This is a genomic window from Streptomyces sp. CB01635 (genome assembly GCF_002803065.1).
Taxonomy (GTDB): Bacteria; Actinomycetota; Actinomycetes; order Streptomycetales; family Streptomycetaceae; genus Streptomyces.
The window spans coordinates 263,692-290,228 of the sequence record NZ_NNBL01000005.1; the positions used below are offsets into that span (position 1 = coordinate 263,692).

25 protein-coding genes are annotated in these 26,537 nt (G+C 70.5%); 13 read left to right on the forward strand and 12 right to left on the reverse strand.

The features are described 5' to 3' along the window. Positions 1 to 36: 36 nt before the first annotated feature. The 3 genes from CG723_RS18600 to CG723_RS18610 all read right to left on the reverse strand — a co-directional run bounded on the left by CG723_RS18600 (position 37) and on the right by CG723_RS18610 (position 1,899). The gene (locus CG723_RS18600; protein ID WP_100594551.1) at positions 37 to 681 is read right to left on the reverse strand and encodes a TetR family transcriptional regulator; all 645 of its coding nucleotides are present in this window, start codon (positions 679 to 681) and stop codon (positions 37 to 39) included. Between the two features lie 87 nt (positions 682 to 768). After that, on the reverse strand, positions 769 to 1,416 hold the full coding sequence (locus tag CG723_RS18605) for a DUF1707 SHOCT-like domain-containing protein (RefSeq protein WP_234374378.1): 648 nt from the start codon (positions 1,414 to 1,416) through the stop codon (positions 769 to 771). Between the two features lie 72 nt (positions 1,417 to 1,488). Beyond that, entirely contained in the window at positions 1,489 to 1,899 is a 411-nt protein-coding gene (locus tag CG723_RS18610) for a RidA family protein (protein ID WP_100594553.1), read from the reverse strand. A 176-nt stretch (positions 1,900 to 2,075) separates the two neighbouring features. On the opposite strand from CG723_RS18610, the gene CG723_RS18615 reads away from it, so the two are divergent. From CG723_RS18615 to CG723_RS18625, 3 genes are all read left to right on the forward strand, one after another. Continuing rightward, complete coding sequence (locus tag CG723_RS18615) at positions 2,076 to 4,574, forward strand: SpoIIE family protein phosphatase (RefSeq protein ID WP_234374379.1); 2,499 nt, start codon at positions 2,076 to 2,078, stop codon at positions 4,572 to 4,574. A gap of 112 nt (positions 4,575 to 4,686) precedes the next feature. Further along, the gene (locus CG723_RS18620) at positions 4,687 to 5,142 is read left to right on the forward strand and encodes a GNAT family N-acetyltransferase (protein ID WP_100594554.1); all 456 of its coding nucleotides are present in this window, start codon (positions 4,687 to 4,689) and stop codon (positions 5,140 to 5,142) included. Between the two features lie 22 nt (positions 5,143 to 5,164). Continuing rightward, the gene (locus tag CG723_RS18625; protein WP_100594555.1) at positions 5,165 to 5,557 is read left to right on the forward strand and encodes a TOBE domain-containing protein; all 393 of its coding nucleotides are present in this window, start codon (positions 5,165 to 5,167) and stop codon (positions 5,555 to 5,557) included. 185 nt (positions 5,558 to 5,742) lie between these two features. Here CG723_RS18625 and CG723_RS18630 read toward each other — a convergent pair whose 3' ends face one another. Beyond that, positions 5,743 to 6,213 (reverse strand): molybdopterin-dependent oxidoreductase, encoded by a 471-nt coding sequence (locus CG723_RS18630; protein WP_100594556.1) that lies wholly within the window; start codon positions 6,211 to 6,213, stop codon positions 5,743 to 5,745. A gap of 147 nt (positions 6,214 to 6,360) precedes the next feature. Between CG723_RS18630 and CG723_RS18635 the strand changes: the two genes are divergently transcribed. From CG723_RS18635 to CG723_RS18655, 5 genes are all read left to right on the forward strand, one after another. Then, complete coding sequence (locus CG723_RS18635; RefSeq protein ID WP_199841808.1) at positions 6,361 to 6,747, forward strand: TOBE domain-containing protein; 387 nt, start codon at positions 6,361 to 6,363, stop codon at positions 6,745 to 6,747. 71 nt (positions 6,748 to 6,818) lie between these two features. Then, positions 6,819 to 7,658 (forward strand): molybdate ABC transporter substrate-binding protein, encoded by an 840-nt coding sequence (gene modA, locus CG723_RS18640; RefSeq protein ID WP_100594557.1) that lies wholly within the window; start codon positions 6,819 to 6,821, stop codon positions 7,656 to 7,658. Beyond that, the gene (modB, locus tag CG723_RS18645) at positions 7,655 to 8,536 is read left to right on the forward strand and encodes a molybdate ABC transporter permease subunit (RefSeq protein WP_100594558.1); all 882 of its coding nucleotides are present in this window, start codon (positions 7,655 to 7,657) and stop codon (positions 8,534 to 8,536) included. Before modA ends, modB begins: the two co-directional genes overlap by 4 nt. Before the next feature lie 61 nt (positions 8,537 to 8,597). After that, the gene (locus CG723_RS18650; RefSeq protein WP_100594559.1) at positions 8,598 to 9,689 is read left to right on the forward strand and encodes an ABC transporter ATP-binding protein; all 1,092 of its coding nucleotides are present in this window, start codon (positions 8,598 to 8,600) and stop codon (positions 9,687 to 9,689) included. A 174-nt stretch (positions 9,690 to 9,863) separates the two neighbouring features. Continuing rightward, positions 9,864 to 10,283: a TOBE domain-containing protein gene (locus tag CG723_RS18655; protein WP_100594560.1), complete on the forward strand. Its 420-nt coding sequence runs from the start codon at positions 9,864 to 9,866 to the stop codon at positions 10,281 to 10,283. A gap of 74 nt (positions 10,284 to 10,357) precedes the next feature. Here the strand turns inward: CG723_RS18655 and lpdA are convergent, their stop codons facing one another. From lpdA to CG723_RS18670, 3 genes are all read right to left on the reverse strand, one after another. Next, positions 10,358 to 11,767 (reverse strand): dihydrolipoyl dehydrogenase, encoded by a 1,410-nt coding sequence (lpdA, locus tag CG723_RS18660; protein ID WP_100594561.1) that lies wholly within the window; start codon positions 11,765 to 11,767, stop codon positions 10,358 to 10,360. 163 nt (positions 11,768 to 11,930) lie between these two features. Beyond that, entirely contained in the window at positions 11,931 to 13,991 is a 2,061-nt protein-coding gene (locus CG723_RS18665) for a restriction endonuclease (RefSeq protein ID WP_199841815.1), read from the reverse strand. 340 nt (positions 13,992 to 14,331) lie between these two features. Next, positions 14,332 to 14,796 (reverse strand): hypothetical protein, encoded by a 465-nt coding sequence (locus tag CG723_RS18670; RefSeq protein ID WP_100594563.1) that lies wholly within the window; start codon positions 14,794 to 14,796, stop codon positions 14,332 to 14,334. A gap of 1 nt (position 14,797) precedes the next feature. Between CG723_RS18670 and CG723_RS18675 the strand changes: the two genes are divergently transcribed. The 3 genes from CG723_RS18675 to CG723_RS18685 all read left to right on the forward strand — a co-directional run bounded on the left by CG723_RS18675 (position 14,798) and on the right by CG723_RS18685 (position 16,976). Then, positions 14,798 to 15,049, forward strand: a complete 252-nt coding sequence (locus CG723_RS18675) for a peptidoglycan-binding domain-containing protein (RefSeq protein ID WP_100594564.1) — start codon at positions 14,798 to 14,800, stop codon at positions 15,047 to 15,049. A 51-nt stretch (positions 15,050 to 15,100) separates the two neighbouring features. Then, on the forward strand, positions 15,101 to 15,748 hold the full coding sequence (locus tag CG723_RS18680) for a CatB-related O-acetyltransferase (protein WP_100594565.1): 648 nt from the start codon (positions 15,101 to 15,103) through the stop codon (positions 15,746 to 15,748). A gap of 349 nt (positions 15,749 to 16,097) precedes the next feature. Beyond that, on the forward strand, positions 16,098 to 16,976 hold the full coding sequence (locus tag CG723_RS18685) for a glycoside hydrolase family 16 protein (RefSeq protein ID WP_100594566.1): 879 nt from the start codon (positions 16,098 to 16,100) through the stop codon (positions 16,974 to 16,976). A gap of 67 nt (positions 16,977 to 17,043) precedes the next feature. Here CG723_RS18685 and CG723_RS18690 read toward each other — a convergent pair whose 3' ends face one another. From CG723_RS18690 to def, 3 genes are all read right to left on the reverse strand, one after another. Next, on the reverse strand, positions 17,044 to 17,874 hold the full coding sequence (locus CG723_RS18690) for an SDR family NAD(P)-dependent oxidoreductase (RefSeq protein ID WP_100594567.1): 831 nt from the start codon (positions 17,872 to 17,874) through the stop codon (positions 17,044 to 17,046). 69 nt (positions 17,875 to 17,943) lie between these two features. Continuing rightward, complete coding sequence (locus CG723_RS18695; RefSeq protein ID WP_199841809.1) at positions 17,944 to 18,756, reverse strand: HEAT repeat domain-containing protein; 813 nt, start codon at positions 18,754 to 18,756, stop codon at positions 17,944 to 17,946. 40 nt (positions 18,757 to 18,796) lie between these two features. Continuing rightward, positions 18,797 to 19,459, reverse strand: coding sequence for a peptide deformylase (def, locus tag CG723_RS18700; protein ID WP_442802569.1), 663 nt, complete (start codon positions 19,457 to 19,459; stop codon positions 18,797 to 18,799). 117 nt (positions 19,460 to 19,576) lie between these two features. Here def and CG723_RS18705 point away from each other — a divergent pair, with 117 nt between their 5' ends. Continuing rightward, entirely contained in the window at positions 19,577 to 20,236 is a 660-nt protein-coding gene (locus CG723_RS18705; protein ID WP_100594569.1) for an ArsR/SmtB family transcription factor, read from the forward strand. 31 nt (positions 20,237 to 20,267) lie between these two features. On the opposite strand, the gene CG723_RS18710 is transcribed toward CG723_RS18705, so the two are convergent. Then, positions 20,268 to 23,102 (reverse strand): right-handed parallel beta-helix repeat-containing protein, encoded by a 2,835-nt coding sequence (locus CG723_RS18710; protein WP_234374380.1) that lies wholly within the window; start codon positions 23,100 to 23,102, stop codon positions 20,268 to 20,270. A 337-nt stretch (positions 23,103 to 23,439) separates the two neighbouring features. Here CG723_RS18710 and CG723_RS18715 point away from each other — a divergent pair, with 337 nt between their 5' ends. Further along, positions 23,440 to 24,207 (forward strand): MBL fold metallo-hydrolase, encoded by a 768-nt coding sequence (locus CG723_RS18715; RefSeq protein ID WP_100594687.1) that lies wholly within the window; start codon positions 23,440 to 23,442, stop codon positions 24,205 to 24,207. An 883-nt stretch (positions 24,208 to 25,090) separates the two neighbouring features. On the opposite strand, the gene CG723_RS18720 is transcribed toward CG723_RS18715, so the two are convergent. Beyond that, positions 25,091 to 26,365 carry a D-arabinono-1,4-lactone oxidase gene (locus tag CG723_RS18720; RefSeq protein WP_100594688.1) on the reverse strand — a complete coding sequence of 425 codons (1,275 nt, stop codon included), beginning with the start codon at positions 26,363 to 26,365 and terminating at the stop codon, positions 25,091 to 25,093. Positions 26,366 to 26,537 lie beyond the last annotated feature (172 nt).

Genomic DNA, 26,537 nt, shown 5'->3' on the forward strand with positions numbered 1-26,537 from the left:
GGTCCGGCAGGATTGGGGGCCGCCCAGGCGCCGCGGTCACGCCTCCGCCGTCTCCTCCCGCTCCAGCGCGCGGGCCAGCGCCTCGAACCCGGCTGCGACTCCCTCGGCGTCACCGCTGGTCCGCGCGTCCACCAGGAAGCCCCGGAGCGTGGCGAGGACCATCTCGGCGACCTCGAGCTTGCGACGGTCGGACCAGTGCCGGGGACAGACGGACAGCAGCGTGGGCAGATACTGCTGCGACGCCTCGCGGCCCAGCGCCGCATGGCGGTCCGGGTCGTACATCGCCAGCCCGATGGCCTGGTCGAGCACACGCGCCTCCTCCCCCACGAGGATCGGCCAGACCGCGCGCACCCAGTCCGCCAGCGTCCTGCGGTCGTGGCCCTCGGTGGCGGCGGCCAGCGCCTTCGCGATGCGCCGCTCGCGCAGCTGGACGATCGCCTGCGTGAGCAGGTCGTCGGCCCCGTCGAAGTGGTACAGCAACACCTTGTGCGTGGTGCCGGCCGCTCGCGCCGCGCGCCGGAGCGAGAAGTCCACGAGTCCGTTGACCGCGAGGTCTTCGGTGACAAGGGCGAGGAGTTCCCGCCGCCGGGCTTCGCCGCGCGGCGACCCGGCCGACCGCCGGTAGCCCGCCCGTCCTGGTGAGCCGTCGTCGGCAGGGGTGTTCACATCGGCGGCTTCCATGGCCGGTCCTCCTCGCGCAGCGAACGCTCGGGCCGACCCTAGCCTCCGGGGACGGACCATGATCCGTACGTCCCACCGGGGTCCCGGTCAGCGAGGGAGCGCCGCCACCGGTCGCGGGCGCCGCAGCAGCCACTGCCAGAAGCCGCGGCGGGGCGGCCTGGGCGGCCGTATGGTGACGCTGCCGCTGTCGACCTCACCCGTCATCCGGATGCGCAGGCGGACCGGCGTCGCGGGCTCGGGCCGCGCCTGATGGCGCACGCTGCCGCCGCGAACGGCCACATCGTCGACGTCGGCGACGACGTCCGGTGGCACCAGCAGCGTCACCGACCCGCTGCGCACCGCGACCTCGATCTCCAGGGTGGGCGCCGCTATGACGGCCTCGGTGAAGTCGAGCACGACGGAACCGCTCCTCGACTCGATCTCCAGACGCCTCGGGACCACCCAGCCGCCGTCCCGCTTCGCGCTCGCACTGTCGACGACGATCCGCGACACGTCTTTCGGGGTCGCGGCCGCGACCCCGGCGGCCCACGCGGGACCGGCGTCCGGCAGGTCGGCGAGCAGGGCCGCCAGCTCACCGTGGGTACGGGCCGTCAGCGCGGCCTCGAGCCGTTCGTCCAGCTCGTCCGCGGTCAGCCGGCCGTCACCGGCGGCGACGGTCAGCCGCTCAACGACCTGGTCGCGCTCCTCGTGCGACGCACGCAGTTCGCGGCGGTCTGGCAGCATTTCACCGGGCATGGACGCACTCTAGTGGCGTGGCCGCCGCCCATGGAACCGGCCCGTGCGGCCACCCGCGACCGGCCCGCCCCGTCAGGAGTCCAGTACCGCCGCGACGCCCTCGATCTCCACGAGCTGGTCGTGGTACCCGAGCACCGTGACCCCCATCAACGTACTGGGGACGTCATGGTCGCCGAACGCGTCGCGCACCACCTCCCACGCAGTCACCAGGTCCTCCTGGCGTGTGGACGCGACGAGGACGCGGGTGCTGATGACGTCGCCGAGCGTGGCGCCGGACTCGGTGAGCGCCGTCCGCATGTTCTCCACGGCCTTGGCCGCCTGTCCGGCGTAGTCGCCGACGGCCGCCGTCGAGCCGTCCTCGTTCAGCGGACAGGCCCCCGCGAGGAAGATCAGCCGCGCTTCGGCGGGCGCGGTGGCCGCGTAGGCGTACTCGGCGACGTCGGACAGCGAGGACGAGCGGATCAGCGAGACGGCGCGGGGCACGTGAATTCCCTTCGAAGCGGGTACGACGGGCGGTCATCCTCGCAAGGAACCTCGGCGGGCGCCCCGGATTTTCCCGGCGGCGGAGGCGTGCGGGTGGCGAACAGCTGCCGCCATCGTCACACGAGGTGAAGAATGGACGAGAGGGGGAAGCCACCTTCAGGACGGAGCGGGGCGCCGTGGGGACGAGCGAGCACAGCGATGCCACCGAGCAGCGTTCCGACGTGGCGGACGCCGCGCCGGTGCTGCTCGACCCGCACGGGGTGGTGTCCGGCTGGTCGGGCGGAGCCGGGCGGCTGCTGGGGTACGCGGCCGCCGAGGTCGTGGGCCGGAAGGTGGCCGAGCTGCTGCTGCCCGCGGACGCGGCCCGGGTTCCCGCGCTCAGCGAGCGATGCAGGAGGGGCGGCGGCTGGTCCGGGATCCTGACGGCGAGGCACCGCGACGGCCACTCGGTCACCCTGATGGTGCGCGTCGTCGAGGCGCAGCTCAGCCCGGGGTCCGAGCGCTGGATCGCGCTCGTGACGGACCTGACGGGGGCGCCGGGATGGAACATGAGTCGCTCCGTCCTCGAGCAGATGGCCACGCGCTCCCCCTTGGGGATCGCCATCGTGGACACGGATCTGCGGTACGTGTGGTCGAACGAGGCGCTGGAACAGTTCGGCGGCGGTCCGGCGCAGGACCGTATCGGTCGCAGGCTGGCGGACATCCAGCCCGGGCTCGACTCCGAGCGGCTCGAAGCGAAGATGCGCGAGGTCCTGGAGACGGGCGAAGCGATCGTGAGCTACGAGCAAGTGGGCCGCGTACAGTCCGAGCCGCACCGCCAGGTCGCCCACGCCATGTCGTTCTCGCCGCTCAGCGACGACAACGGGCACCCACTGGGCGTGTACTACACGGCGATGGACATCACCGACCGCTATCTGGCCCGGCAGCGGCTCGCCCTCCTGGACCGGGCAGGTGAGCACATCGGCCGGAGTCTGAACGTCCTGCAGACCGGGCAGGAACTGGCCGATGTGGCGGTGCCCGGCATCGCGGACTTCGTCGCCGTGGATCTGCTGGAGTCGGTGCTCGAAGGGGGCGAGCCGACGCCGGGGCCGCCGAGCGACTCCGAGATGGTGGTGCTGCGGCGCGCGGGCCACCGGTCAGTGCGGGACGGCGTCCCCGAGACCGTCGTCCGCATCGGCGAGACGGTCCACTATCACGCGGATTCACCCCCCGTCCGCGTCCTGACCAGCGGCGAGTCCTGGCACGAGGAGCAGGTCGGCCCCCGGGCCGAGGACTGGGCGGCGGCCCACACGGGCCGCCCGGCGGCCTCCCTCATGGAGCTCGGGCTGCACTCGATGATGATCGTGCCGATCCGCTCGCGCGGCATCACGATGGGCGTCACCAGCTTCTTCCGGCGGGACCGCCCCGACCCGTTCGACGCGGACGATCTGGCGCTCGCGGAGGAGTTCGTCGCCCGGGCCGCGATCTGCGTGGACAACGCCCGCCGCTACACACGCGAACGCGACGCCGCGCTGGTGCTTCAGCGGAGTCTGCTGCCGAGCCATCTGCCCGAGCAGAACGCGGTGGACGTCACCGCCTGCTACCGGCCCGCGGACGAGCTGACGGGCCTCGGCGGCGACTGGTTCGACGTCATCCCGCTGTCCGGCGCCCGGGTCGCCCTCGTCGTGGGCGACGTCCCCGGCCACGGCATCGACGGCGCCGCCGCCATGGGACGGCTGCGCACCGCGGTCCAGACGCTCGCGGATCTGGACCTCCCGCCGGAGGAGGTGCTGGCCCACCTTGACGACCTGGTCAGCAGGGGCGCGCGCGAGGACGACGCCCTCAGCGCGGTCCAGGCCGTGGGCTCCAGCTGTCTGTACGTGGTGTACGACCCGGTCAGCGGCCAGTGCGCCATGGCCAGCTCCGCGCATCCCCCGCCCGCGCTCGTGACCCCCGACGGCACGGTCTCCTTCCCCGACCTCCCGGTCGGGCCTGCGCTCGGCACGGGCGGTCTGCCCTTCGAGGCGGCCGAGTTCTCCCTCGCGGAAGGCACTGTGCTCGCGCTGCACACCGACGGACTGCTCGCCGTCGACCCACGGGAACCCGGCCGCGAGCCCGGCCTCGACGCGGGCAGGGAGCGCCTGCGCAATGCCCTGGAGCTGCGCGGCCCGTCCCTGGAGGGCCGCTGCGTGGCCGTCGTCGACGCGCTGGTGCCCGCGCGCCAGATCGACGATGTGGCCCTGCTGATGGCCCGCACCCACCGTCTCGGCGCCGGCCAGGTCGCGTCGTGGGATCTGGAGAGCGACCCGGCGGTCGTCGCCGAGGCACGCAAGAAGGTCACCCGGCAGCTGTCCGAATGGGGGCTCGACGAACTCGCCTACACCACGGAACTCGTCGTCAGCGAACTCGTCACCAACGCGATCCGGTACGCCTCCGGGCCGATCCGGCTGCGCCTGATCGTCGAACGGGCGCTGATCTGCGAGGTGTCCGACGCGGGCGCCAGCGCTCCGCATCTGCGCCACCCCCGCACCACCGACGAGGGCGGGCGCGGGCTGTTTCTCGTCTCCCAGTTCTCCCAGCGCTGGGGAGCGCGCTACACCCTCGAAGGGAAGATCATCTGGGCCGAACAGTCCCTCACCGACGAACCGGACACCGGGACCGGGACCGACGACCCGCCCGCGGAAACGACACGCTGAAGCAGCGCCGCGCCACCGCACCCCTCCAGGCCGGAAAGAAGTCGCCCGATCACCGACTGCCGGACGCCGATATGCAGTTGACGTTCGGCGATGCGCACGATTTCCTGCTGCGATGACTGATCTGCGCATTGAGAAGGTGCAGGGCGACGCCCTGATCGAAGACTGGCGTCACGTCCACAACCTGATCATCCCGGCCGACCCGCTGTCCCTCGACGACGTGCGCGAGCGGGTGGGGCGCAACCATCTGGAAATCGCCTATCTCGGCGACACCCTCGTGGGCTGCACGACGGTGCGCCCGCCGACGGACGACACCGCCACAGCCACAGTGATCGCCCGCGTCCTTCCCGACCACCGGCGGCAGGGCTTCGGCGAAGTGCTCTACCGGCACGGCCTGGAGCACGCGCGGACACTGGACGCCGCCGTCATCGAGACGGTGATCCTGGCGTCCAACGTGGCCGGGGTGCGGTTCGCGGAGAAGCACGGGTTCGTGGAAGTGGAGCGCTACGTGCTGCCGGAGGACCCCGCGCTGTGGTTCACGATGCGACTCGCCGAGGACGGGCTCACCTGAGTCTTCGTCTATCTTGACGCGTATGCAGTCCTACACGATCGGCCAGGCCGCGCGGCTACTCGGCGTGAGCCCGGACACCGCGCGCCGATGGGCCGATGCGGGCAGAGTGGCCACCCACCGTGACGCGGGTGGGCGGCGGCTCATCGACGGCAGGGACCTGGCCGCCCTCTCGGTCGAGGTCGCCAGGACCGGCGGCGAGGACGACATCTCGTACACCTCCGCGCGCAACGCCTTCCCCGGCATCGTCACTGCCGTGAAGCTGGGCGATGTGGCGGCCCAGGTGGAAATCCAGGCGGGCCCTCACCGGCTGGTGTCGCTGCTCACGCGTGAGGCCGTGGAGGAGCTGGGGCTTGAGGTCGGCGCGGAGGCCACCGCCCGCGTGAAGTCGACGAACGTGCACATCGACCGCACCTGACGTCTGCGGGCGGCGGCCGTCTCATCGGCCTCGGGCGTCACTGGTCGACCAAGCCTCAGGAGTCGCCGGCCGAAGGGGAGTAGGTGTGCGCGCCCGCCAACTGACCGCCGCGCAGGGCCCGGTCGACCGCGTACCGGCCGCCGGTATTCGCCCGGGTCCGGTGTGCCGGTGGCGCTCTCCCCCTGTCACGCCCACGACGTGTAGCGGCCGTCCACGCGGATCGCGTTGATGCCGCTGATGTGCCGCGCCCCGCAGCGGTCCTGGGGCAGGACGAGCTGGGGGCCGGCCCGGTCGAGGGGCGTGTCGTCGATGGTGACGGCGAGCAGGACGGGTGCCTGCCCGAAGTCCGGGTCGATCTCCGCCCAGGACAGCAGGGCGTGATGGCCGTCGGCTCCGCTCACCGCGATCAGGAACCGCAGGCGGTCCTTGCGCCGGGCTGGGTCGAAGCCGGGTCCCGCGTCGTGCAGGACGTCGTGCAGCAGCGGGCCGGCGAAGCTGTGCTCCTGGACGCCGCTGGTGGCGCACTCGAAGCTGACCCGGGCCGCGTGCTGCGGCCAGTCGAGCAGATCGGGCACCGTCAGCCGGGCCGGGCGCGCGACATCGCCGGTCAGGGCGAGCTCTGCCACCGGGCCGGCGGCCGTAAGGGATTGACGCACGGACTACCACCTCCCGCATGACCGTACCCGGGCCGCGGCCTGAGCACTCTCATACAAACGCACATGCTAACCCTGTCCGCACATGATCCAGCTCATGCGATGTGACAAGAGACTTACGCCTCGCATCTGCGGCAGTATGATCCGTGCATGCGCACCTACCGGATCGGGGAGGCGGCCGCCTTGATGGGCGTCAGCGCCGACACCCTTCGGCGCTGGGTCGACGGCGGGAAGCTGCATGCCGAGCGTGACGAGCTGGGCCGCCGGATCATCCCCGGGCCGGACCTGGCGTCCTTCGCCCGGGAGCTGCACCGCACCGAGCGGACGAACAACGGATCCTCGGCGCGCAACCGCCTTTCCGGCATCGTCACCGAGGTGATCCTCGGGGATGTGTCGGCGCAGGTGGAGATCCAGGCCGGACCCTTCCGGGTCGTGGCCATGGTCAGCCGGGAGTCGGCCGAGGAGATGGAGCTGGAACCCGGTGTGCCTGCCGTCGCCGTGATCAAATCGACCAACGTGGTCGTCGAAAGTCCTTGAAGTGTCCGCCGGACGCTTCGCGGAGAATCAGCCCGATTCTTCTCCAGAGAGCCCTAGGGAGTAACCCCGTGATGACCCGTTACGCGCGCCGGACCCGCCGGACCCTGCAGGTGGCCGGCGTAGGCGTCGCCGCGCTGCTGGCCCTGAGCGCCTGCTCCTCCGGCTCGGACTCGTCCTCCAAGAAGGACTCTTCCTCCTCGGCGTCCGCGGACTCCTCCAAGAAGCTCACGGGCACGGTGACCGTCTTCGCCGCCGCCTCGCTCAAGGAGAGCTTCACAACCCTGGGCAAGGACTTCGAGAAGGCGCACCCAGGCACGAAGGTGACGTTCAGCTTCGGCGGTAGCGACACCCTCGCCGCCAGCATCACCGGTGGCGCGCCGGCCGACGTGTTCGCCGCCGCCAGCCCCAAGACGATGGCGATCGTGACGGACAAGAAGGACGGGAAGGGCACAGCCACCGCCCCGTCGACGTTCGTGCGCAACCAGCTGGAGATCGCGACCCTGCCGGGCAACCCCGACAAGGTCGCCTCCCTCAAGGACCTCACCAAGTCCGACCTCAAGGTCGTGCTCTGCGACAAGACGGTGCCGTGTGGCGCCGCCGCACAGAAGGCGCTGGACGCCAGCAAGCTGAAGCTCACTCCGGCCTCGTACGAGCAGGACGTCAAGAGCGCCCTGACGAAGGTGGAGTTGAAGGAGGCCGACGCCGCCGTCGTCTACAAGACCGACGTGAAGGCCGCGGGCAACAAGGTCGAGGGCGTCGAGTTCCCCGAGTCCGCCGACGCCATCAACGACTACCCGATCGCTCTCCTGAAGGACGCGCCGAACGCCGAAGCGGCCAAGGAGTTCATCGCGCTCGTGCAGTCCCCCGAGGGCCAGAAGGTCCTGACGGCGGCAGGGTTCCTCAAGCCGTGACCGAGCTCGACAAGTCCGGGGCCGCGGCCGAGGTCCTCAGGGGTGGCGACACCCGTGGGGCCGGGCCGCGGCGTCGGCGTGCCCGGACCGGCGCCCGAGGACGCGGGGTGCCCCTCCCGCTTCTGCTGCCCGCCCTCGTCGGCCTCGCGTTTCTGCTGCTGCCCCTGATCGCCCTGCTCGTGCGGGCCCCTTGGCGCAGCCTGCCGGACCAGCTGACAAGTCCGGAGGTCTGGCAGGCGCTCCAGCTGTCGCTGATCTGCGCGACGGCGGCCACGGCGGTGAGCCTGGTCCTCGGGGTGCCGCTGGCCTGGCTGCTCGCGCGCACGGAATTCCCCGGGCGCGGCTTCGTCCGGGCCCTGGTGACGCTGCCGCTCGTACTGCCACCGGTGGTGGGCGGTGTGGCGCTGCTGCTGGCGCTCGGGCGCAACGGTGTCGTCGGGCAGCTGCTGGACTCGTGGTTCGGGATCACGCTGCCGTTCACCACGGCGGGGGTCGTGGTCGCGGAGTCGTTCGTGGCGATGCCGTTCCTCGTCATCTCCGTGGAGGGCACGCTGCGGGCTGCCGATCCGCGGTTCGAGGAAGCCGCCACGACGCTGGGCGCCTCCCGCTTCACGGCGTTCCGCAGGGTGACGCTGCCGCTGATCATGCCGGGCATCGCAGCGGGCGCTGTCCTCGCCTGGGCACGCGCGCTCGGCGAGTTCGGCGCGACCATCACCTTCGCGGGCAACTTCCCCGGCCGTACGCAGACCATGCCACTGGCCGTGTACCTGGCGCTCCAGAACGACCCGGCCGCCGCGATCGCCCTCAGCCTGGTGCTGCTCGCCGTGTCGATCGCGGTCCTCGCGGGACTGCGGGACCGCTGGATGACGGCCTCATGACCGGCCCCGCTCTCCCCCTCACGGTCCCCGCCGGACCGTCCGACCACCGGATGACCGCCCCATGACGCACATCGACCAGGCCACCGGTGGCGTCCCCGCCGACGACATCCGCGCCGAAGGCCTGGACGCCCACCTCGTCGTCGACCGCGGCACCTTCCGCCTCGACGTCGCCCTGAGCGTGGCCCCGGGCGACGTGGTCGCGCTCCTCGGACCGAACGGCGCCGGCAAGACCACCGCCCTGCGCGCCCTGGCGGGACTCACGCCTCTGACGGGTGGTCATCTGCACCTGGACGGCGCCGCGTTGGACCGTACGGCGACCGAATCCCGGCCGGTCGGCGTGGTCTTCCAGGACTACCTCCTCTTCCCCCACCTGAGCGCCCTGGACAACGTCGCCTTCGGCCCGCGCTGCCATGGCGTGCCCAAGGCCGAGGCGCGCGATCAGGCCGCGCAGTGGCTGGACCGCATGGGCCTCGCCGACCACCACGGCGCCAAGCCGCGCCGGCTGTCCGGCGGCCAGGCCCAGCGCGTGGCCCTGGCCCGCGCCCTGGCCACCCGCCCCCGGCTGCTGCTCCTCGACGAGCCGCTCGCCGCGCTCGACGCCCGCACCCGCCTCGACGTGCGCGCCCAACTCCGGCGCCACCTGGCCGAGTTCGAGGCCGTCGCGGTACTGGTCACGCACGACCCGCTGGACGCGATGGTGCTCGCCGACCGGCTCGTCGTCATAGAGGACGGGCACGTCGTCCAGGAGGGCGCCCCCGCCGACATCGCCCGTCGTCCTCGTACGGACTACATCGCCCAGCTGGTCGGCCTGAACCTCTACAAGGGGCAGGCCGACGGGCACGTGGTGCGGGTCGGCTCCGGGCCGGAGATCGCGACCAGCGAGGAGCTGTCGGGACCCGCCTTCGTGGCGTTCCCGCCGATCGCCGTGACCCTGTACCGGGACCGGCCCACCGGCACCAGCGCCCGGAACCTGTGGCACTGCCAGGTCGCCGGGCTCGAGACCCACGGGGATCAGATCCGCGCGGACCTCACGGGTGAACTCGAGCTCGCCGCCGACCTCACGACGGTCGCCGCCGCCGAGCTGAACCTGCACCCGGGCGCGCCGGTCTGGGCCACGGTCAAGGCGGCGCAGACGCACGCGTACCCCGCCTGACTCGGCGCCCCGGGAGCCCGTTACAGAGTCGGCGCCTCCGACCTGCCAGGCGCTCACACCCCATGCCTCGCAGATGCGACGGGCCTCACGCACAGCTGCACCCAACCCGACTACGGTGATGCCTACGCAGGCCTAAAACCTGACATTCCACACCATTTCTGTGAGGCGTTCCGCATGAGCCTGAGCATCCGCAATCAGCTTCCCGGCAGCGTTACCGGCATCACCGCCGGTGAGGCCATGGCGACAGTCACGGTCCGCCTCGACGGCGGCCAGGACATCACCGCGGCGATCACCCTGGATGCCGTCAAGGACCTCGGCCTCGCCGAGGGATCCGCCGTACGCGCCCTGGTCAAGTCCACGGAGGTCTCCCTCGCCACCGGCACGGTCGAGGGCCTGTCCATCCGCAACCAGCTCCCCGGGACGGTCGACGACGTCGTCGCGGGCGGTGCCATGGCCTCCGTCAAGGTCAGCATCCAGGGCGGCGAACTGACGTCCGCGATCACCAAGGACGCCGTCACCGACCTGGCCCTGGCCCCCGGCTCCTCGGTCGTGGCCCTGATCAAGTCGACCGAGGTCTCGCTCGCGACCGCGTGACGGCCGAGGGTTCACTGGTTACTTGACCGAGGAAACCCGGCCGGCCACCGGAGAGGCCGCCGCCCGGACGCACGTCACATGTTGATCATGTGTCCGGCCAGCCCGTGCACCGCCTCCTTCACGGCCTCGCCGAGCGTCGGGTGGGCGTGCACGTTGCGGGCCACCTCGTGGACGGTCAGGTCCCACTGCTGAGCCAGCGTCAACTCCGGGAGGAGTTCCGTGACTTCGGGGCCGATGAGGTGGGCACCGAGCAGTTCGCCGTACCGGTTGTCGCTGATGACCTTGACGAAGCCCGTCGGCTCACCGAGGCCGTGGGCCTTCCCGTTCGCGGAGAACGGGAACTTCGCCACCTTCACGTCGAAGCCGAGCTCGCGGGCCTGCGCCTCGGTCCAGCCGAAGCTGGCGATCTGCGGCTGGCAGTAGGTGGCGCGCGGGATCATGGTGAAGTCGACCTCCATGGTCTCCGCGCCGCCGATCGTCTCGGCGGCGATCACCGCCATGGCCTCCGCCGCGTGTGCCAGCATCAGCTTCGCGGTGACGTCGCCGATCGCGAAGAGGTGGGGCACGTTGGTGCGGCCGCGTCCGTCCACGTCGATCGCGCCGCGGTCGGTGAGCCGTACGCCGGTGTTCTCGAGCCCGTATCCGGTGGTCCGGGGCGCGAAGCCGATCGCCTGGAGGACCTTGTCGGCCTCGATCACGCGCTGCTGTCCGTCCTTGGAGACCGTGACGCGTACCTTGGCCGCCGGGTCGCTGTCGTCGATGGACTCCACCCGCGTCCCGGTGTGCACCTCGATGCCCAACTTCCGGTACTGTCGGGAGAGTTCCTTGGACACGTCGGCGTCCTCGGTCGGCACCATGCGGTCCAGGAACTCGACGACGGTCACCTTGACGCCGTAGTTGTGCAGGACGTAGGCGAACTCGACGCCGATCGCTCCGGCGCCCGCGATGACGATGGACTCGGGGAGCGTCTCGGAGAGGATCTGCTCCTCGTAGGTGACCACACGGTCGCTGAGGGCGGTGCCCGGCAGGAGGCGGGTGGTGGCGCCGGTCGCGATGATGCAGTTCTCGAAGGTGACGGTCTCGGTGCCGCCGGCCGTGAGGTCGATCCGGAGCGTGTGGTCGTCGGTGAACGTGCCACGCCCGTCGTACTCGGTGATGTCGTTCTTCTTCATCAGGTAGTGCACGCCCGCGACCCGGCCGTCGGCAACCTTGCGGCTGCGGCGGTAGGCCTCGCCGTAGTCGAAGCTGACCTGCCCGTCGACGTGGATGCCGAAGGTCGAGGCCTGCTGCGTGAAAATGTGCGCGAGTTCCGCGTTGCGCAGGAGCGCCTTGGACGGGATGCAGCCCACGTTCAGGCAGACACCTCCCCAGTACTTCTCCTCGACGACCGCCACGCGAAGGCCCAGCTGGGTGGCGCGCACGGCCGCGGTGTAGCCACCGGGCCCGGCGCCCAGGACGACGACGTCGTAGTGCGTGGTACTCATGGAGCGTTCCTGCCGTTTCGGTGAGACGCGAGTCTGGCGCTGACGTGCACGACGGTACGTCCGAGACCCGGACCCACGCACATCCGCAACGCCAGCGCCTCCCGGGTCACCGCGCCGTCACGCCCCTGGGCGAAGCTCAGTCCCGGCACGGGCCGCGCCTCGTCTACTCCACCTCGATGCCGAAGTCCTGAACCAGCTGCTCCAGGCCACCCGCGTAGCCCTTGCCGCCCATGACGAAGTCCCAGTTCCCGTTCGGTCTGCGGCGGAAGGAACCGAGCACCAAGGCGGTTTCGCCCGGGCGGCCGTCGGAGACCTCAAGCCGTCCCAGGTCGGCCAGCCTCGGGTCGAGCAGCCGGATGCAGGCGTCCGTGAAGCCGGAGAGATCGGCGTCCGGGTTCACCTCCGGGTCGATCGCGGCGACGAGTACGAACCGGTCGGCCTCATACGGCAACTCGTCGAAGGAGACGCAGATGGCGGCCTTGTCCGGTGCGGTCGGGGGCAGAACGCGTACGGAGCCGTCCGCCGTGTGCGGGTTGTTGTAGAAGACGAAGTGATCGTCACTGAGGATGCTGCTGCCACGGCAGACGAGAGCACACACATCCAGGGCGACGCCTCCGGTCCACGACATGCCCAGGATGTTGTAGTCGTCGGGCAGTCGAAAGTCCACAACCGTCGGAGTCGGCTGCGCTGCCGGGCGGCGGTTGCCATCGCCCAGGCGCCCTCGTAGGCCGTGCCGATGCAACAGGTCGACGAGTTCGCTGCCGGAGATCAGTTCCAGCGGCTTGCCGTTGGCGAAGGTGTGCGAGCCCGGGCCGAACCCTGATGTCGTCACGAGGACACCCTTGTTGGCGCCGGCGTCCTGCACGGTTCCGTACAAGTCGCGGACGGCGGTGGGTGGCACGGTGTTGCGGTAGCGCTTCACCTGCACGACGATTTTGCCGCCTCGGATGGGTGTCGGATCCAGAGCGTCGACATCCACCCCGCCGTCGTTCGAGCGTTGGGTGGTGACCGCCTGCATCCCCATGGCCCGGAAGAGCTCGGCGACGAGATCCTCGAAGGCGATCGGATCCATGTCGTACAGGTCGGGTTCCTCGTCGCTGCCATGCGTGACGACGCGGTTTCCGACCTCCTGCGGCCGGCGACCGGGCCGTACCGGCGTGAGCTGATCGGGGCGAGCGGAGAGCTGCCCGCGTAATGCGTCGGACAGGCAGCTGCCGGCGTCCACCTGGGCCAAGTACAGGTCGCGGAACGTTGCGCCCGACGTCATGACGGTTGCCAGGTAGATGTGGCCCGGACGGCCCGTCGTCGGGTCGTGCCCGTCCACGAACCCGTTCAAGGTCACCGCCTCGAGCGTGCCCATCTCGTCCGCGGAGAAGAGTTCGTGCAGAACGAGCAGCATGCACTGCGCGAGAACTTCCCGGTACAGAGCCCGACGTTGGCCTACTGGGCGGGACGTCTCCTTGTCCTGGTCCAACCCGGACATGTACCGAACGGACTTGACCTCGGGGACGACGGTGTAGGCGGGCAACTCCCAGTCCAGCACCAGCTGGCGAGCCGCCGAGTCGTACGCGGCTGCCACCTGACGCGGGAAGCCCTCCGGCCATGCGGTCGAGGCGTAAAGAGCGGCGGAGAAGTACTCGACCACGGAGTCGGGTTCGCGGCGCCTGACTGCTTCGGTCAGTTCTTCGACGCCTGCGTTGTGCCGGCGGACATCGGCCAGTTGGGCATCGGCCCACTGCTGGTACTCCCGCTGGTACGACGCCAGCTGTTGCTGCCGTTGGGCCTCCGCCGCCTGGGCCGACCGCCAGTCCCTCTCGAAATGCGCCCGAGCCTCGGCCTGCGCCTGGGCCCGCCGAGTGGCAGTCCACCCGCTCTGCGTTTGGTAGCGATTGAAGTCCGGCATGGGCACGGGCTGCGCCAAGGAGCCCGGAGCGAAGGGCTGGACCTCTTCAGGGCGCATGAGAGAGGGAGCCTTGAAAGGCGGAGCATGACAACCCGAGGCCAGAAGACCCTGCAGCGCCGCGACTTGAGCGTCCAGTTCCTCAGTTCGGCGCAGGGCCTCTGCCTGCCGGTACTCGCGGTGGTTCTGGATCGCTCGCCGTTGATAGGCACGTGCTTGCTGCGCTTCCTGCCTCTGCCGTCTGGCTTCGGCCTCCATCTGGCGCTGCTGCTGCCGCTGCATTTCAGCCCAGACGCCGACCGAGCCACTGGAGCGTCGACTCATGTGTTGCAGGCCCTCCCCAAGGCGCTCCGGTTGTCCCCACAACCAGTTGTAAAGGGACGACTGTATCGAGCGATACCCATTTCGCACATCCACTCGTCAAAGGCCGACCGCAGCGGGGCTCCATCGGTCAGGTGACGGTCGGGCAGGCATCACCGTCGGGCTTCACCTGATCACCGCATATGCTGTGGCCGCCCGGAGGAGGGGCCATTCACGTGAGTGCACAGCGATGCCCCTTGTGCGGGTCCGAACCGATTGCCGACCAGCAGCCGGCGTGCGGCTGCGCGACGTCCGCACCGGCGGTGCCGGCGAACCCGGTGTTCGGGCAGGTGACCCCGCCCGGTCAGTCCGCCGGGACGGTGGCCCGGGAGGATCTGCAGCTCTTCGAAGGGCCGGTCGGGGTCGGGCCGGCCGCCGAGGGCACGTCGGTCCGGACTTCGGAGCATGTCGTCGCCGCCGGTCGTGGTCGTCGGCCACCCGCGCGCCTCAGGCGCCGGTGGGTGATCGTCGGGACCGCGGCGTTGGGTGTCGGGGCGGCCGCCGTCATCGCCGTGGCGAGTGGCGTGTTCAGCTCCGGGACCGGCCCGAGCCGGACCGTGTCGGCGGCGGACGATTCCGCCGTGCCCGCGCCGTCCGGATCCGTCTCGTCGCGGTCGGCGGACCCTTCTCCCGAGAACGGCGGGGCGCGCGCGACCCGCTCCCCCAGCCCGTCGTCGGCGGCCTCCCAAACGGCGTCCAGCTCGGCGGCCGCACCCGCGTCCGCCTCGGCGAAATCCTCCTCCGCGACGCCCTCCGCGCCCGCACCCACGGTGTCTTCCGCCGCCGGCCCGGTGTCCGGCGCCCGAGTCCTGTCCACCGGCAGCCACGGCGGTCAGGTCAAAGACCTCCAACGACGGCTGACCCAAATCAACTTGTACACGGGGCCGACCGACGGCAGGTACTCGACCGATGTCGCGGACGCGGTCCACCGCTATCAGGCGGCCCGCGGCATCGACGAGGACGCCGGTGTGTACGGTCCCGAGACGCGGGCCGCGCTGGAGTCGGAGACCCGGCGCGGCTGAGAGCATGGCCGTCCGTCGTCGTCCCGTACCACGTGAGGAAGTTGACCCGTCATGTCGCTCGTGCCCGCCGATCCGACCGTGCTTCACCCGATGCCGGGGCAGTCGCGGGTCGTGCTGCTCAAGCCGCTTGTCACCTCGCCGCTGATCGAGGTCGGCGCGTTCTCGTACTACGACGATCCTGACGACCCGACCGCCTTCGAGACGCGCAATGTGCTGTACCACTACGGGCCGGAGAAGCTGGTCATCGGGAAGTTCTGCGCGCTGGGCGAGGGCGTGCGGTTCATCATGAACGGTGCCAACCACCGTATGGACGGCCCGTCGACGTTCCCCTTCCCCATCATGGGCGGCTCGTGGGCGGACCACTTCGATCTCATCAGCGGGCTGCCCGGCCGGGGTGACACGGTGGTCGGGAACGACGTGTGGTTCGGCTACCGCACCACGGTGATGCCCGGCGTACGCATCGGGCACGGGGCGATCATCGCCTCGGGTTCCGTGGTCGTCGACGACGTGCCCGACTACGGGATCGTCGGCGGCAACCCGGCGAAACTCATCCGCCGCCGTCACTCCGACGAGGACGTCGAGCGCCTGCTCTCCCTCGCGTGGTGGGACTGGCCCACCGAGCACCTCACCGAGCACGTGCGCACCGTCATGTCCGGCTCCGTCGACGCTCTGGAGGCCGTGGCCCCGAAGCCGCGGTGATCGGGACGGCGGGCATCGCTCCCAGCACCTCCTCTGTGCGCGCGCCCAGTTCGGGTGCCGGCGTGCGGAAGGCCGAGATCCAGAGGAACGGCATCGCCAAGGACCTGGCGCTTCTCGGCTGAACCGGGCCGTCGGCCTACCGGGCGGCCCCGCAGGCCACGGCGCCTGCGGGGCCGCTCGTTGCACTTGGTACACGCCAATGCCTTGACGCCACGATGGGCACTCCTTTAAATCAAGAAGTGAAGGAAGTGCCTCAAGTGGCCGTCGTCGGCGTTCACTTCCGGATGCTTCGCTTGCTTCTTTGTCATGCACGCGACCTCCCACACGACCCCCCACGTGAAGCGATGTGATGACCGTGCGCTCATCCTGGCGCCGCCGCGCCTCCCTGTACGCCGCCTCCCTGGCCTGCTGCGCCGCGAGCCTGGCGGCGATGCCCAGCGGCGCGTCCGCCGCCCCGGCGCCCATCGACAGTCCCGCGAAAGCCGCCGCCGCGGCCACGTTCACCGATGATTTCAACGGCGCAGCGGGCTCTGCCGTCGACGGCGGCAAGTGGCAGATCGAGACCGGCGACAACGTCAACAACCATGAGCGGCAGTACTACACCGCGGGCAACAGCAACGCCGCGCTGGACGGCCAGGGCAACCTGGTCATCACGGCCCGCAAGGAGAACCCGAACAACTACCAGTGCTGGTACGGGCGTTGCGAGTACACCTCGGCCCGGCTCAACACCTCGGGCAAGTTCACCCAGGCCTACGGTCATGTCGAGGCCCGGATGAAGGTGCCGCGCGGGCAGGGCATGTGGCCCGCGTTCTGGATGCTCGGGGACGACATCGGCAGCGTCGGCTGGCCGGCCAGCGGCGAGATCGACGTCATGGAGAACGTCGGCTTCGAACCCAGCACGGTCCACGGCACGCTGCACGGCCCCGGATACTCGGGCTCGGGCGGCATCGGCGCGGCCTACACGCTGCCCGGCGGGCAGGCCTTCGCGGACGGATTCCACACGTTCGCCGTCGACTGGGCGCCGAACTCCGTCAAGTGGTCGGTCGACGGCAACGTCTACCAGACCCGAACGCCCGCCGACGTCGGCGGCAACCAGTGGGCGTTCAACAAGCCGTTCTTCCTGATCCTCAACCTCGCGGTCGGCGGCTACTGGCCGGGCGACCCCGACGGCAGCACGAGCTTCCCCCAGCAGCTCGTCGTCGACTACGTCCACGTAACCACCCAGTAGGAGGGGACGATGTCCCGGGACGGCCGGTGTCCGACGGGCCCGCTGTCCCGGGACATCGGCGTCCGGTTCACGATGCCGCCGGACCGTACCCGGTCAGCTCGTCCGTCAGGGCCATCAGGCGCCGACGGGCCTCCTTGTCGTAGGCCTGTTCGTGGGCGCGGGTGTCCGTGAAGCGGTCGAAGTACCGGCCCGTGGTGGACCCGAGCTCCGGGTCCGTGATCAGCCGCACCGTCGGGCGTACCCCCTCGTCGATTCCCGTCACCGGGGTGAGGCCGTACGCGCGCACTCCTTCCGTGTCCATGAGATGCGCCGGATGCAGGGCGTTGACCGTGACACCCGTGCCTTCGAGTTCCGCGCCCAGCTCGAACGTCGCCATGATCAGGGCGAGTTTGCTGCGGCAGTACGCCCGCAGCCCTTCGTAGTCCCGCTCCAGCATGACGTCGTCGAAGTCGATGCGCTCCTGCCCGAGGGAGGCGACGTTGACGACGCGGGCGGGCGCGGAGGCCTCGAGCAAGGGAAGCAGGCCGCGGATCAGGGCGTACGGGGCCAAGTGGTTCACGGCGAACCGCAGTTCATGTCCCTGCGCGCTCAGCTCCCGCCGCAGCGGCTCCGCGCCGCCACCGGCGACCGCGTTGTTGACCAGCACGTCGAGACGGGGTTCGGCGTCGCGGATCCGGTCCGCCATGGCGCGTACCTGGTCGAGGTCCGAGAGGTCGGCGAGGTACGTACGGACGGTGGTGTCCGGTGCGGCCGCCCGCGCCTCCGCGGCGACCGCTTCGAGCCGGCCTGCGTCACGGCCGTGCAGGAGGAGGGTCTCGCCGCGCGCGGCGAGGTCGAGGGCGATGCCACGGCCCAGCCCCTGGGTCGCTCCGGTGATCAAGGTGATGCGTGCGTTCATGACGCCCATCCTGACGGGCGCGACGCCGCGAAAGGGAGAGCGTGCCACGCCTGGTGTTCCCACCACCACTCATCGAGGAGTACGCCTCTCCTCCCGCCGTTCGACGACGGCCGCCGCCAGCTCGCGTACGTCGGCGTCCGGGTCGGCCGCGAGACGTTCGAGGAGTGCGTCGACCCCCGGTGTCGACCAGCCGGCGACCGCGTCGGCGAGAGCCTCGCGCACCGCCGGCTCAGGGTGGTCGACAAGCCGCGACAGGCGTGCGACCGGACCCCGCCGGCGCAGCCCGAACCAGCGCAGCGCCTCGCACAGAGCGGTGGCGTCGCCCGGCTCTCCGGCCGCCTCGACCCGTCGCAGCAGGACCGGCGCCGGGGGCGGCGGGCCGTCGTCGGGGTGCGGCCTGCGCTCACGCAGCCGCCGGGACCCGTACTCGCCGCGCACCCGGCAGCCCGCGCAGGTGCATGGCACGACGCCGTGCGCGTTGGGGAAGTAGCGCCATCCGGTCACCTGACGGACGGCTCGGACGCGCTGCACCTCCCGCTTGGTGACCGCCCGGGGGAGGAAAACCTCCCACCCGCGCGGGTCGTCCATCGCGGCCAGCCGGCGCACCGCGTCGCCGGCCGTCGTCGCCAGCGGGTCTCGGTTGTACCGGCCCACCGTGACCGGCTCGTCGTCCGGCAGCCGCACCTGGACGGCGACAAGCCCGCGCGGCCCACCGTGCCGTGCCAGCTCCCGCAGCCACTGGTGCGTGAGCGTGTACGACGCGAGCACGGGGAAGCAGTACACGCCACGCCCGCCGTCGCGGTGCCGGCTGACGGCCCGGATACCCGCCCGCCTGATGCGCGCCGCGTTGGCCTGGGGGGTCAGGTGTACGAACATCGCCATGGCCGCGATCCTAGGGTCTTTCGCCTGGATCAGGCCGGGCTCACTTGCCCAGCTCGGCCGCGCGGGCCGCGCGCCGGGCGAACACGTCACCCTTCATAGCCTCCATCTCATCCAGCGCCGCCTTCCGTTCGCGCCGGGCGAGCCGGTCCAGATACGTACGGCCGTAGAGGTGGTCCGTCTCGTGTTGCAGGCAGCGCGCGAAGTATCCGCGGCCTTCGATCACCAGCAGATTGCCGTCCTTGTCACGCCCTCGGACGACTGCGTGGTCCGGCCGGGGTACGAGCTTGTAGGGGCCGGGGACGGACAGGCATCCCTCCGATTCCTCGGCCAGGACGCGTTGTGCGGCGGGCAGTTCGTCGAGGACGGGGTTGGCGATGTGTCCGACGTGGCGTACGCCCCAGTCGTCCGTGATGTCCCACACGAACAGCTGGAGGTCCACATCGATCTGGTTGGCGGCGATGGCCGCGCCGTCCGCGACCGCGTTCGTCGCGAACATGTCGTCGATGAGGTGGGCCAGTTCGGGGGTTCCGAACTCTGTCACCTCGCGGCAGCGGCGGTGCAGAACATCCTCCCCCACGACCGTGATGCGGCGCACCGTTCCGCGCGCGACCTCCGGCGGGAGCACAGGGAACGAGTCCACGGGGACACCCTGCACTCTCATCCGGAAATCGCGTGATGTTGCGTCACTGAACGGGACAGCCATGGGTGTTGACGCCTCCAGAGCAGGCCGAAGGAGGACCGGACCGGAGCGCGTCCCGGTCCGGCTCGGCGGACTTGACCGACTTGACCAACTGCTTTGCAAAGTAGCACTCTTTGCAAAATGAGTGACAAGGAACGGCCCGCACCGTCCACCGGCCACGGCCCCCGCCCCGGCTCCAGCCCCAGCCCCAGCCCCGGCCCCGGCCCCGGCCCCGGCCCCGGCCCCGGCCCGTGGATCCCGCCGCACGGAGCGACGCGCCGACCCCTGCCCGACCACCCGGTCCGGATCGCGCTCCTCGACCTGCTCGCCGAGGTCGGCACCGTGACGTCCACCGAGGCCGCCGCCCGGCTCGGCCACAGCTCCGGCCTCTGCTCGTTCCACCTGCGCCAGCTCGCGCGCTACGGCCTCATCGAGGAGGCGCCGCCCATGGACGGACGGGCGCGTCCGTGGCAGTTGCGCTGGGAGTCCGACCACCTGCCGGACCAGGCCGGCGCAGTGGAGTTCACCGCGCCGGCCCACAGCCTGGAGGACGAGAGCTACCGGCGCCGCCTCGCTCACCTGGAACAGGCACCGGCGGCGTGGCGTCACGACGAGTCGTTCAGCGCGGTGCTGCGCCTCAGCCCCGACGAGGTGACCCAACTCGCCGCGTCCGTCCGCCAGTTGATGACAGAGTTCCAGACGCGTCACGACGTGGCCGCGACGCGCCCGGCGGACACCGTGGCGGTCGCGGCCGTCGCGCGGCTGTTCCCTCTGCTCGACGAGGACGTGGCTCCCGCCTGAGGCCCTGGCCGCAGGGCGGACTCCGACGGGCCTAGCGGACCTTGAAGCTGTCCACGATCAGATAACTGCCCGTCTTCATCACACCCTTGATGGTGTGCTCGCCCGGCGTCAGGCCCGACTTGGTGAACACGGTCTGCTGATGCTGCCGCGTGGGGCTCGAGTTGTCGATCGTGCCCGCCGGCTGCCCGTCCACGTAGAGGTCGACCTGCCCCTCGTCGCTGTTGATCTGGGTGATGACGTCGATCGCCGTGCCGTTGAACGTGAGCTCGAAGGAGTCGCCCTTGTTCTGCGTGGCATGCACGTCGTCGGCCCAGCCGCCCGCACCGCCGCGAGACGCGTTCTTCCAGTCCCAGCCCGAACCGGCGTACACGACCCCGGACGTGTTGTTGATCTGCTCGCCCGACTCGGGCTTATGGACGGTCAGTTGAATGGCCGCCTGGTTGCGCCAGATCGTCAGCGGGACGTCGGTGCCCGGTGCTGAGCGGTTGTAGACGCTCCAGAAGCTGTCGCGGCCGGTGACCTTCTTGCCGCCGATCTCCCGGATGACGTCGTTCGTGCGCAGGCCCTGCCGGTACGCCTCCGACTCGGTGGGGACGGTGGGCAGATGCAGTCCGTCGTAGTCGGTCAGTCCTGTCGCCGACTTGACCGCGTCCGAATAGATGCGCGTCGCCGACGCGCCGAGCAGCGGCTCCGGGAAGGCGTCGAGCGTGTCGGTCGGGGTTTCGTCGACCCACTCGAGCGGGGGCGGCGTGGGGCTGCCGGCCTTTCCGAAGCCGTCCATCGCGAAGGGGCGGAAGCCGAGTGTGCGGGCCGGGGAGTCCGCCTGGAGCGTGTAGTCGAGCTTCTTCGGGTCGGTGAAGGGCGAGGCCCCGGTGAACTTGGGGTCGGCCGTCACCGAGTGCGTGTCGAGGCCGAGGGCGCGCCACGCGTCGGTCACGCCGGTGACCGGCCTGCCGTTGTTCCAGAACAGGTTGTTGTCGACGGTCGGCCTGCTCTTTGCCATGTCGGCCTGGATCAGGCTGTACGGGGTGCCGGTGACGAAGATGTTCCTCTCCACCGTGTCGCCGCTGTCCGCGTACCAGACGTGGAAGTGGGCGCCGCCGTTGACGAAGATGTTGTTGCGCACGGTCCGGTGGAAGCCCTCGCGGAGCTTCACCCCGCCGTTGAGGAGGAGGTTGTCCTCGATGAGGTAGTTCGAGCTGCCGTCGTCGAGGTCGATGTCCCAGTGCGAGGAGTGGCGGATCCGGTTGTGCCGGATGACGGTGGTGTCCATCGCGTCGAGCTTCGCGTACGACTTCTTCGTCGCGTCGTCGGCGGTCAGCGGCCAGAACCGGTCGCGGCCCCAGGAGTTGATCGGCCCGTGGTCGGAGGTCTCCTTGACGCAGTTGAAGATGTCGTTGTTCTCGATGACGTGCCCGCCCCAGGTGCCGTCGTTGATGTCGACGCAGGCGCGCGGCCCGTCGTGGATCGTGTTGCCGTCGACGGTGACGCGCCGGCTCATCGAGATCTGCACGCCGGAGGTCTGCTTCTCGAACTGCCCGTTGTCGTGCATGTAGTTGTCGCTGACGCGGATGTCGCGCGGGTAGTTCTCGGACTTCGGGCCGGGGGTGGTGTCCGTGATGGTCTTGCGCATGCTGTCCCAGGTGGACGGCTCGCGCACGGCGTCGCGGTTGCCCACCACGGCGACGTCGGAGGCGCCCGAGTGGCTGAACTCGTTGCCGGAGACGGTGTCTTCGCGGTTGTAGCCGTCGACGAAGAGGGCGTTGCCGCCGACCTGGTCGAAGAGCGAGTCGCGCACGGCGACGTTCTCGGTGTTCTTCAGGTGAACCGCCGCGGCGCGCGCGATCGCCCAGTCACCGAGCTGGAGCTTCTCGTACGGCTGGTCGAAGAGGGTGCGGTGGGTGCGGGCGAACGTGAAGCCCGAGAAGCTCAGATCGTGCACGACGTCGTCCGGTCCGCCGCCCTGCACCCTGATGAGTTCGTCGAGTTCGGCGGTCTCGATGTGCGCCGAGGCGGGATCGGCGCCCTTCGGAGGGTAGAAGTAGAGCTTGCCGGCCGGTTTGTCGTAGAACCACTCGCCGGGGGCGTCGAGTTCCTCGAAGACGTTCTCCACCATGCGGTACGTGGTGTGCAGGCCGCTGCCGCGGTTGTTGTCGCCCACCCAGTCGAGCTGCGGAGTGCCGTCGGCCTTCAGGCCGGTGACCCGGTAGGAGTTGCCGCCCCACTCGCCCTGGTGCAGGCCTCGTACGAGTGCGGTGGTGGGGTTCTTCCAGCGGGCGGCACGCTGGGCCGAGATGGCGTCGGCCGCGTAGCCGCCCAGGATCGCCGTCTTCGGGTCGTAGTTGGGGTAGCGGGCGAGAACCTGGCGTTCCCCGTCGAGGAAGAGGCCGTCGAAGTCGAGCCCGGCGCCTATGTCGGCCACCTTGATGGTGTCGTTGTACGAGTTCCAGTCCGGCCGCAGCGAGCGGCCGCCGCTGATGACGACGCGTTCACCGGGTGCCGCGAGGTAGCGGACCGGGGCGCGGTCCGTGCCGGAGTCTTCGGGGCCGAACGTCAGGGTGCGGTCCAGGCGGTAGGTACCGGCGTGCACCACGACGTCGACGGGTCTCGCCCGGTGCTTGCGCGCCTCCTTGCGGGCGGCTTGCTGAGCTCGCTCGACCGTGCGGAACGGCCTGGCCGCCGAGCCGTTGGCGCGATCGCTGCCGGTGGGCGCCACGTGGAGGGTGACGGCCTTGACGCCACCCGCGGCCGCCGACGCGGTGGGCGCGGTCGCGGCGCCGAAGCCCAGCGTCACACCCACCGCCGCGGCGAGCAGACCGGGAAGCGGGGATCTTCGGCTCTTGCGGAAACCAGGAACAGAACGCACGGGGACTCCTGAGGCCGGGCAGATCGGGCAGGGTGAGCAGGTTGGGCAGGTCGGGATTGACCATCGATCTACGGACCGAACATCCAACGTTTGCGAGGTAGTTGGCTCAATTGAGGAGCTTCTGGCCACGGAAGCTATAAATTCATCGGATGACTGTCAAGGGATCCCGCACGTATCGGCGCGATATCGGCGCGACTCCTCGTCGAAGGCATCCGGGCGGGCAGGCGATCAACTACCCTGCCTGCGACCGCAGTCGCAGACCGGTCACTGCGGTACCCCCGGCTCTCCCATCACTCCCCCGGCCACCAGCGGCATACCTCAAGAGATGCGGTCCGTCATGCGCGAAGACACCCTCGTCCACGCCGCCAACAGCGTTCATCTGGTCCACGGCAGTAACACGAACTGGGTGATCCTGAGCGAGGGCGACGCCGTCACTCTCATCGACTGCGGCTATCCCGGCGACCGGCAGCAGGTCCTGGACTCACTGGACGCGGCGGGCCACTCCCCCGAGGCGGTCACGGCGATCCTGCTCACCCACGCGCACAACGATCACCTCGGGTCCGCCGATTACCTCAGCCGCACCTTCGACGCACCGGTGTACGCGCACGAGGCCGAAGTCCCGCACGCCCGGCGCGAGTTCTTGCACCAGGTCTCGCTCGGCCGGATCCTGCGCAACGGCTGGCGCCCGGGTGTCCTGCCCTGGGCCGTTCACGCCCTGCGCTCCGGCGGGACGACGGACGCCCGCGTCGACCGGGCCCAGCCGTTCCCCACTGAGGGTGCCCTCGACCTGCCGGGCCGCCCCGTCCCCGTCCACACCCCCGGGCACACCGCGGGCCACTGCGCCTACCACCTCCCCGGCGCGGGCATCGTCATCTCCGGCGACGGCCTGGTCACCGGCCACCCGACCTCTCGCATGCGGGGACCTCAGCTCCTGCCCTCCATGTTCGACAGGGACCGCGATCGCACCCGCGACTCCCTGGACGTGTTCGAGAACCTTGCGGGCGACATGCTGCTGCCCGGGCACGGCCGGGTGCACCACGGGTCGGTGGGCGAGGCAGCCAGGACGGCACGCGAACGTGCGACTCCGGCGCGGCGGAGGTCGTAACCAGACTGTCTCAGTCCTGCGAACCGGAGCGGCGCCTGGCTGCGCACACGCCAGCGCCCACGGCACCGGCCACCAGGGCGGCGCCCGCCAGGAGCTGTGCGGCATCGGGCTTGGAAAGGCTTCCGCCGTCTCCGGCCTCTACGCCCCTCGGCACTGTGGGCGTCGTGGGACGAGTGCCACCGTCGGACTCGCGGGCGGGGGTGGTGGCGCCGCCATCGGACTCGCGAGCGGGGGTGGTGGCGCCACCATCGGACTCGCGAGCGGGGGTGGTGCCGCCACCATCGGACTCACCAGCGGCAGTGGTGCCGCCACCATCGGACTCACCAGCGGCAGTGGTGCCGCCACCATCGGACTCACCAGCCGCGGTCGTACCCCCACCATCAGACTCACCAGCGGCAGTCGTACCGCCACCAACAGACTCACCAGCCGCAGTCGTACCGCCACCAACAGACTCACCAGCCGCAGTCGTACCGCCACCAACAGACTCACCAGCCGCAGTCGTACCGCCACCATCAGACTCACCAGCCGCAGTCGTACCGCCACCATTAGACTCACCAGCGGCAGTGGTGCCGCCACCAGCGGAATCGTAAGTGGGGGTGGTGCCGCCACCAACAGACTCACCAGCGGCAGTCGTACCGCCACCAGCGGAATCGTAAGTGGGGGTGGTGCCGCCACCGTCGTCCGCCACGGACGCCGGTGCAGTCACGGACAGAAGCGCGGCGGCGCCGAACAGCGCTGCGGAAGCGAGACCTATGGAACGCACAGTGGACCCTCCAGACGGAAATACCCCCTGCCTGTGGGAACGCTAGGTTCGGCGCCGCAGGGCAGCGACCCGGGCGCCGCCGAACGGACCAGCCCTGCGGTGCTCCGCAGGGGATCACGTTCAGTGACCGGCGACGAGTTCCGTCACGAAGGCGTTGCTGAACTTCCCTGCCGGGTCCAGCTCTTGTCGTAGCCGCCGGAAGTCGGGGGCTCGTTCGTAGAGCGCGGCGACGGTACGGGGAGCAGCCGTCGTCAGTTTGCCCCAGTGGGGGCGCGCGCCGAGCGGCAGCAGCCGCTCCTCGATGGCGCCGATGACGGGGAGCACGTCGTCGGGTCGTCGCACCCAGGTGAAGTGCAGGGCGAGGGATGCGCGGCCGTGGCTCGGGCTGAGCCACAGGTCGTCCGCGGCGACCGTGCGGATCTCCGAGACGAGGAGTACCGGGGCGATCCGGTCTCCGAGCGCGCGCAGGGCCGCCATCGCGTCGGCCGCGGCCTCGCGTGGCAGGAGCAGTTCGGACTGGAGCTCCTCGCCGTTGCTCGGGGTGAATTCGGGGCGGAAGTGGGGCAGGCGCTCATGCCACGGTCCGGGGACGCCCAGCTGCTCGGTGCAGGACGACGGTGGCATGCCGGGGACCGGGTGGCGTGGGCCGTCCGCGAGCAGGCCGCCCATCCACCGGTCGCCCGGGGTGCCGGTCGGCAGGCGGTCGGTGCGGCGCTTCAGCCACACGGTGGCGGTCTCCGCGCGCCAGTCGGTGAACGCGCTGACGCTGTACGCGGCGCCGAACACGGTGTCGAAGTCCTCGGCGATGCGGTCCAGCCGCACGTCGTCGTACACCCACTGGGCGACGTCGAAGGCGGGTTCCACGGCGAGTGTCATACCGACGACGACACCGAGAGCGCCCAGATTGACCACGGCGCCGGGGAAGCGGTCCGGGTCGGAGGCACGGTCCAGCGTCGTCCGCGTGCCGTCGGGGCCGATCAGCTCGATCCCGGTCACTGCGGTGGCCAGACCGCGCAACGAGTCCCCTGAACCGTGCGTGCCGGTGGCGCAGGATCCCGCGACCGAGATGTGCGGCAGCGACGCCAGGTTGGCGAGAGCGAGACTCCGCTCCTGGAGCGCCGAGGCGACCTCCGCGTACCGCATGCCGGCCGAGACGCTCACGGTGGCGCGGTCCTCGGACACCCGCACCCGGCGCGCGAGCCCGTCCAGGAGTACGAGGTCGCCGTCCGTGTCCGCGATGCGGTTGAAGGAGTGTCCACTGCCGAGGACCCGTACCTTCTCGGCGGAGGCGACGGTGCGGCTCAGCTCGGCCTCCGACGTCGGACGGTGGACCCGCGCCGCGCCGAAGGTGACGTTTCCCGCCCAGTTCCGCAGGGGTGTATCGGTCGCGGGCATCCGCATGTCCGTCCTCAAGGGGTGTTCGCGTTCAACTATTTCGACGCTGAAGACGCATGTTGCGAAAATCTAGAAGGATCTTGCCGGTGCGTCAAGGCTGCTGGGGTGCGTTGATCCCCTTGCCTCGTCTCACCCCCATGAAGTTACGATCCGTACCGTGAACTCCTCAACG

Excerpts from the sequence above, each read along its gene's own strand:
- CG723_RS18600 (WP_100594551.1), bottom strand. The coding sequence starts at position 681 with ATGGAAGCCGCCGATGTGAACACCCCTGCCGACGACGGCTCACCAGGA.
- CG723_RS18605 (WP_234374378.1), bottom strand. The coding sequence starts at position 1,416 with ATGCCCGGTGAAATGCTGCCAGACCGCCGCGAACTGCGTGCGTCGCAC.
- CG723_RS18620 (WP_100594554.1), top strand. The coding sequence starts at position 4,687 with ATGACTGATCTGCGCATTGAGAAGGTGCAGGGCGACGCCCTGATCGAA.
- CG723_RS18625 (WP_100594555.1), top strand. The coding sequence starts at position 5,165 with ATGCAGTCCTACACGATCGGCCAGGCCGCGCGGCTACTCGGCGTGAGC.
- CG723_RS18635 (WP_199841808.1), top strand. The coding sequence starts at position 6,361 with ATGCGCACCTACCGGATCGGGGAGGCGGCCGCCTTGATGGGCGTCAGC.
- modA (WP_100594557.1), top strand. The coding sequence starts at position 6,819 with ATGACCCGTTACGCGCGCCGGACCCGCCGGACCCTGCAGGTGGCCGGC.
- CG723_RS18650 (WP_100594559.1), top strand. The coding sequence starts at position 8,598 with ATGACGCACATCGACCAGGCCACCGGTGGCGTCCCCGCCGACGACATC.
- CG723_RS18655 (WP_100594560.1), top strand. The coding sequence starts at position 9,864 with ATGAGCCTGAGCATCCGCAATCAGCTTCCCGGCAGCGTTACCGGCATC.
- lpdA (WP_100594561.1), bottom strand. The coding sequence starts at position 11,767 with ATGAGTACCACGCACTACGACGTCGTCGTCCTGGGCGCCGGGCCCGGT.
- CG723_RS18665 (WP_199841815.1), bottom strand. The coding sequence starts at position 13,991 with ATGAGTCGACGCTCCAGTGGCTCGGTCGGCGTCTGGGCTGAAATGCAG.
- CG723_RS18680 (WP_100594565.1), top strand. The coding sequence starts at position 15,101 with ATGTCGCTCGTGCCCGCCGATCCGACCGTGCTTCACCCGATGCCGGGG.
- CG723_RS18685 (WP_100594566.1), top strand. The coding sequence starts at position 16,098 with ATGACCGTGCGCTCATCCTGGCGCCGCCGCGCCTCCCTGTACGCCGCC.
- CG723_RS18690 (WP_100594567.1), bottom strand. The coding sequence starts at position 17,874 with ATGAACGCACGCATCACCTTGATCACCGGAGCGACCCAGGGGCTGGGC.
- CG723_RS18695 (WP_199841809.1), bottom strand. The coding sequence starts at position 18,756 with ATGGCGATGTTCGTACACCTGACCCCCCAGGCCAACGCGGCGCGCATC.
- def (WP_442802569.1), bottom strand. The coding sequence starts at position 19,459 with ATGGCTGTCCCGTTCAGTGACGCAACATCACGCGATTTCCGGATGAGA.
- CG723_RS18705 (WP_100594569.1), top strand. The coding sequence starts at position 19,577 with ATGAGTGACAAGGAACGGCCCGCACCGTCCACCGGCCACGGCCCCCGC.
- CG723_RS18715 (WP_100594687.1), top strand. The coding sequence starts at position 23,440 with ATGCGCGAAGACACCCTCGTCCACGCCGCCAACAGCGTTCATCTGGTC.
- CG723_RS18720 (WP_100594688.1), bottom strand. The coding sequence starts at position 26,365 with ATGCCCGCGACCGATACACCCCTGCGGAACTGGGCGGGAAACGTCACC.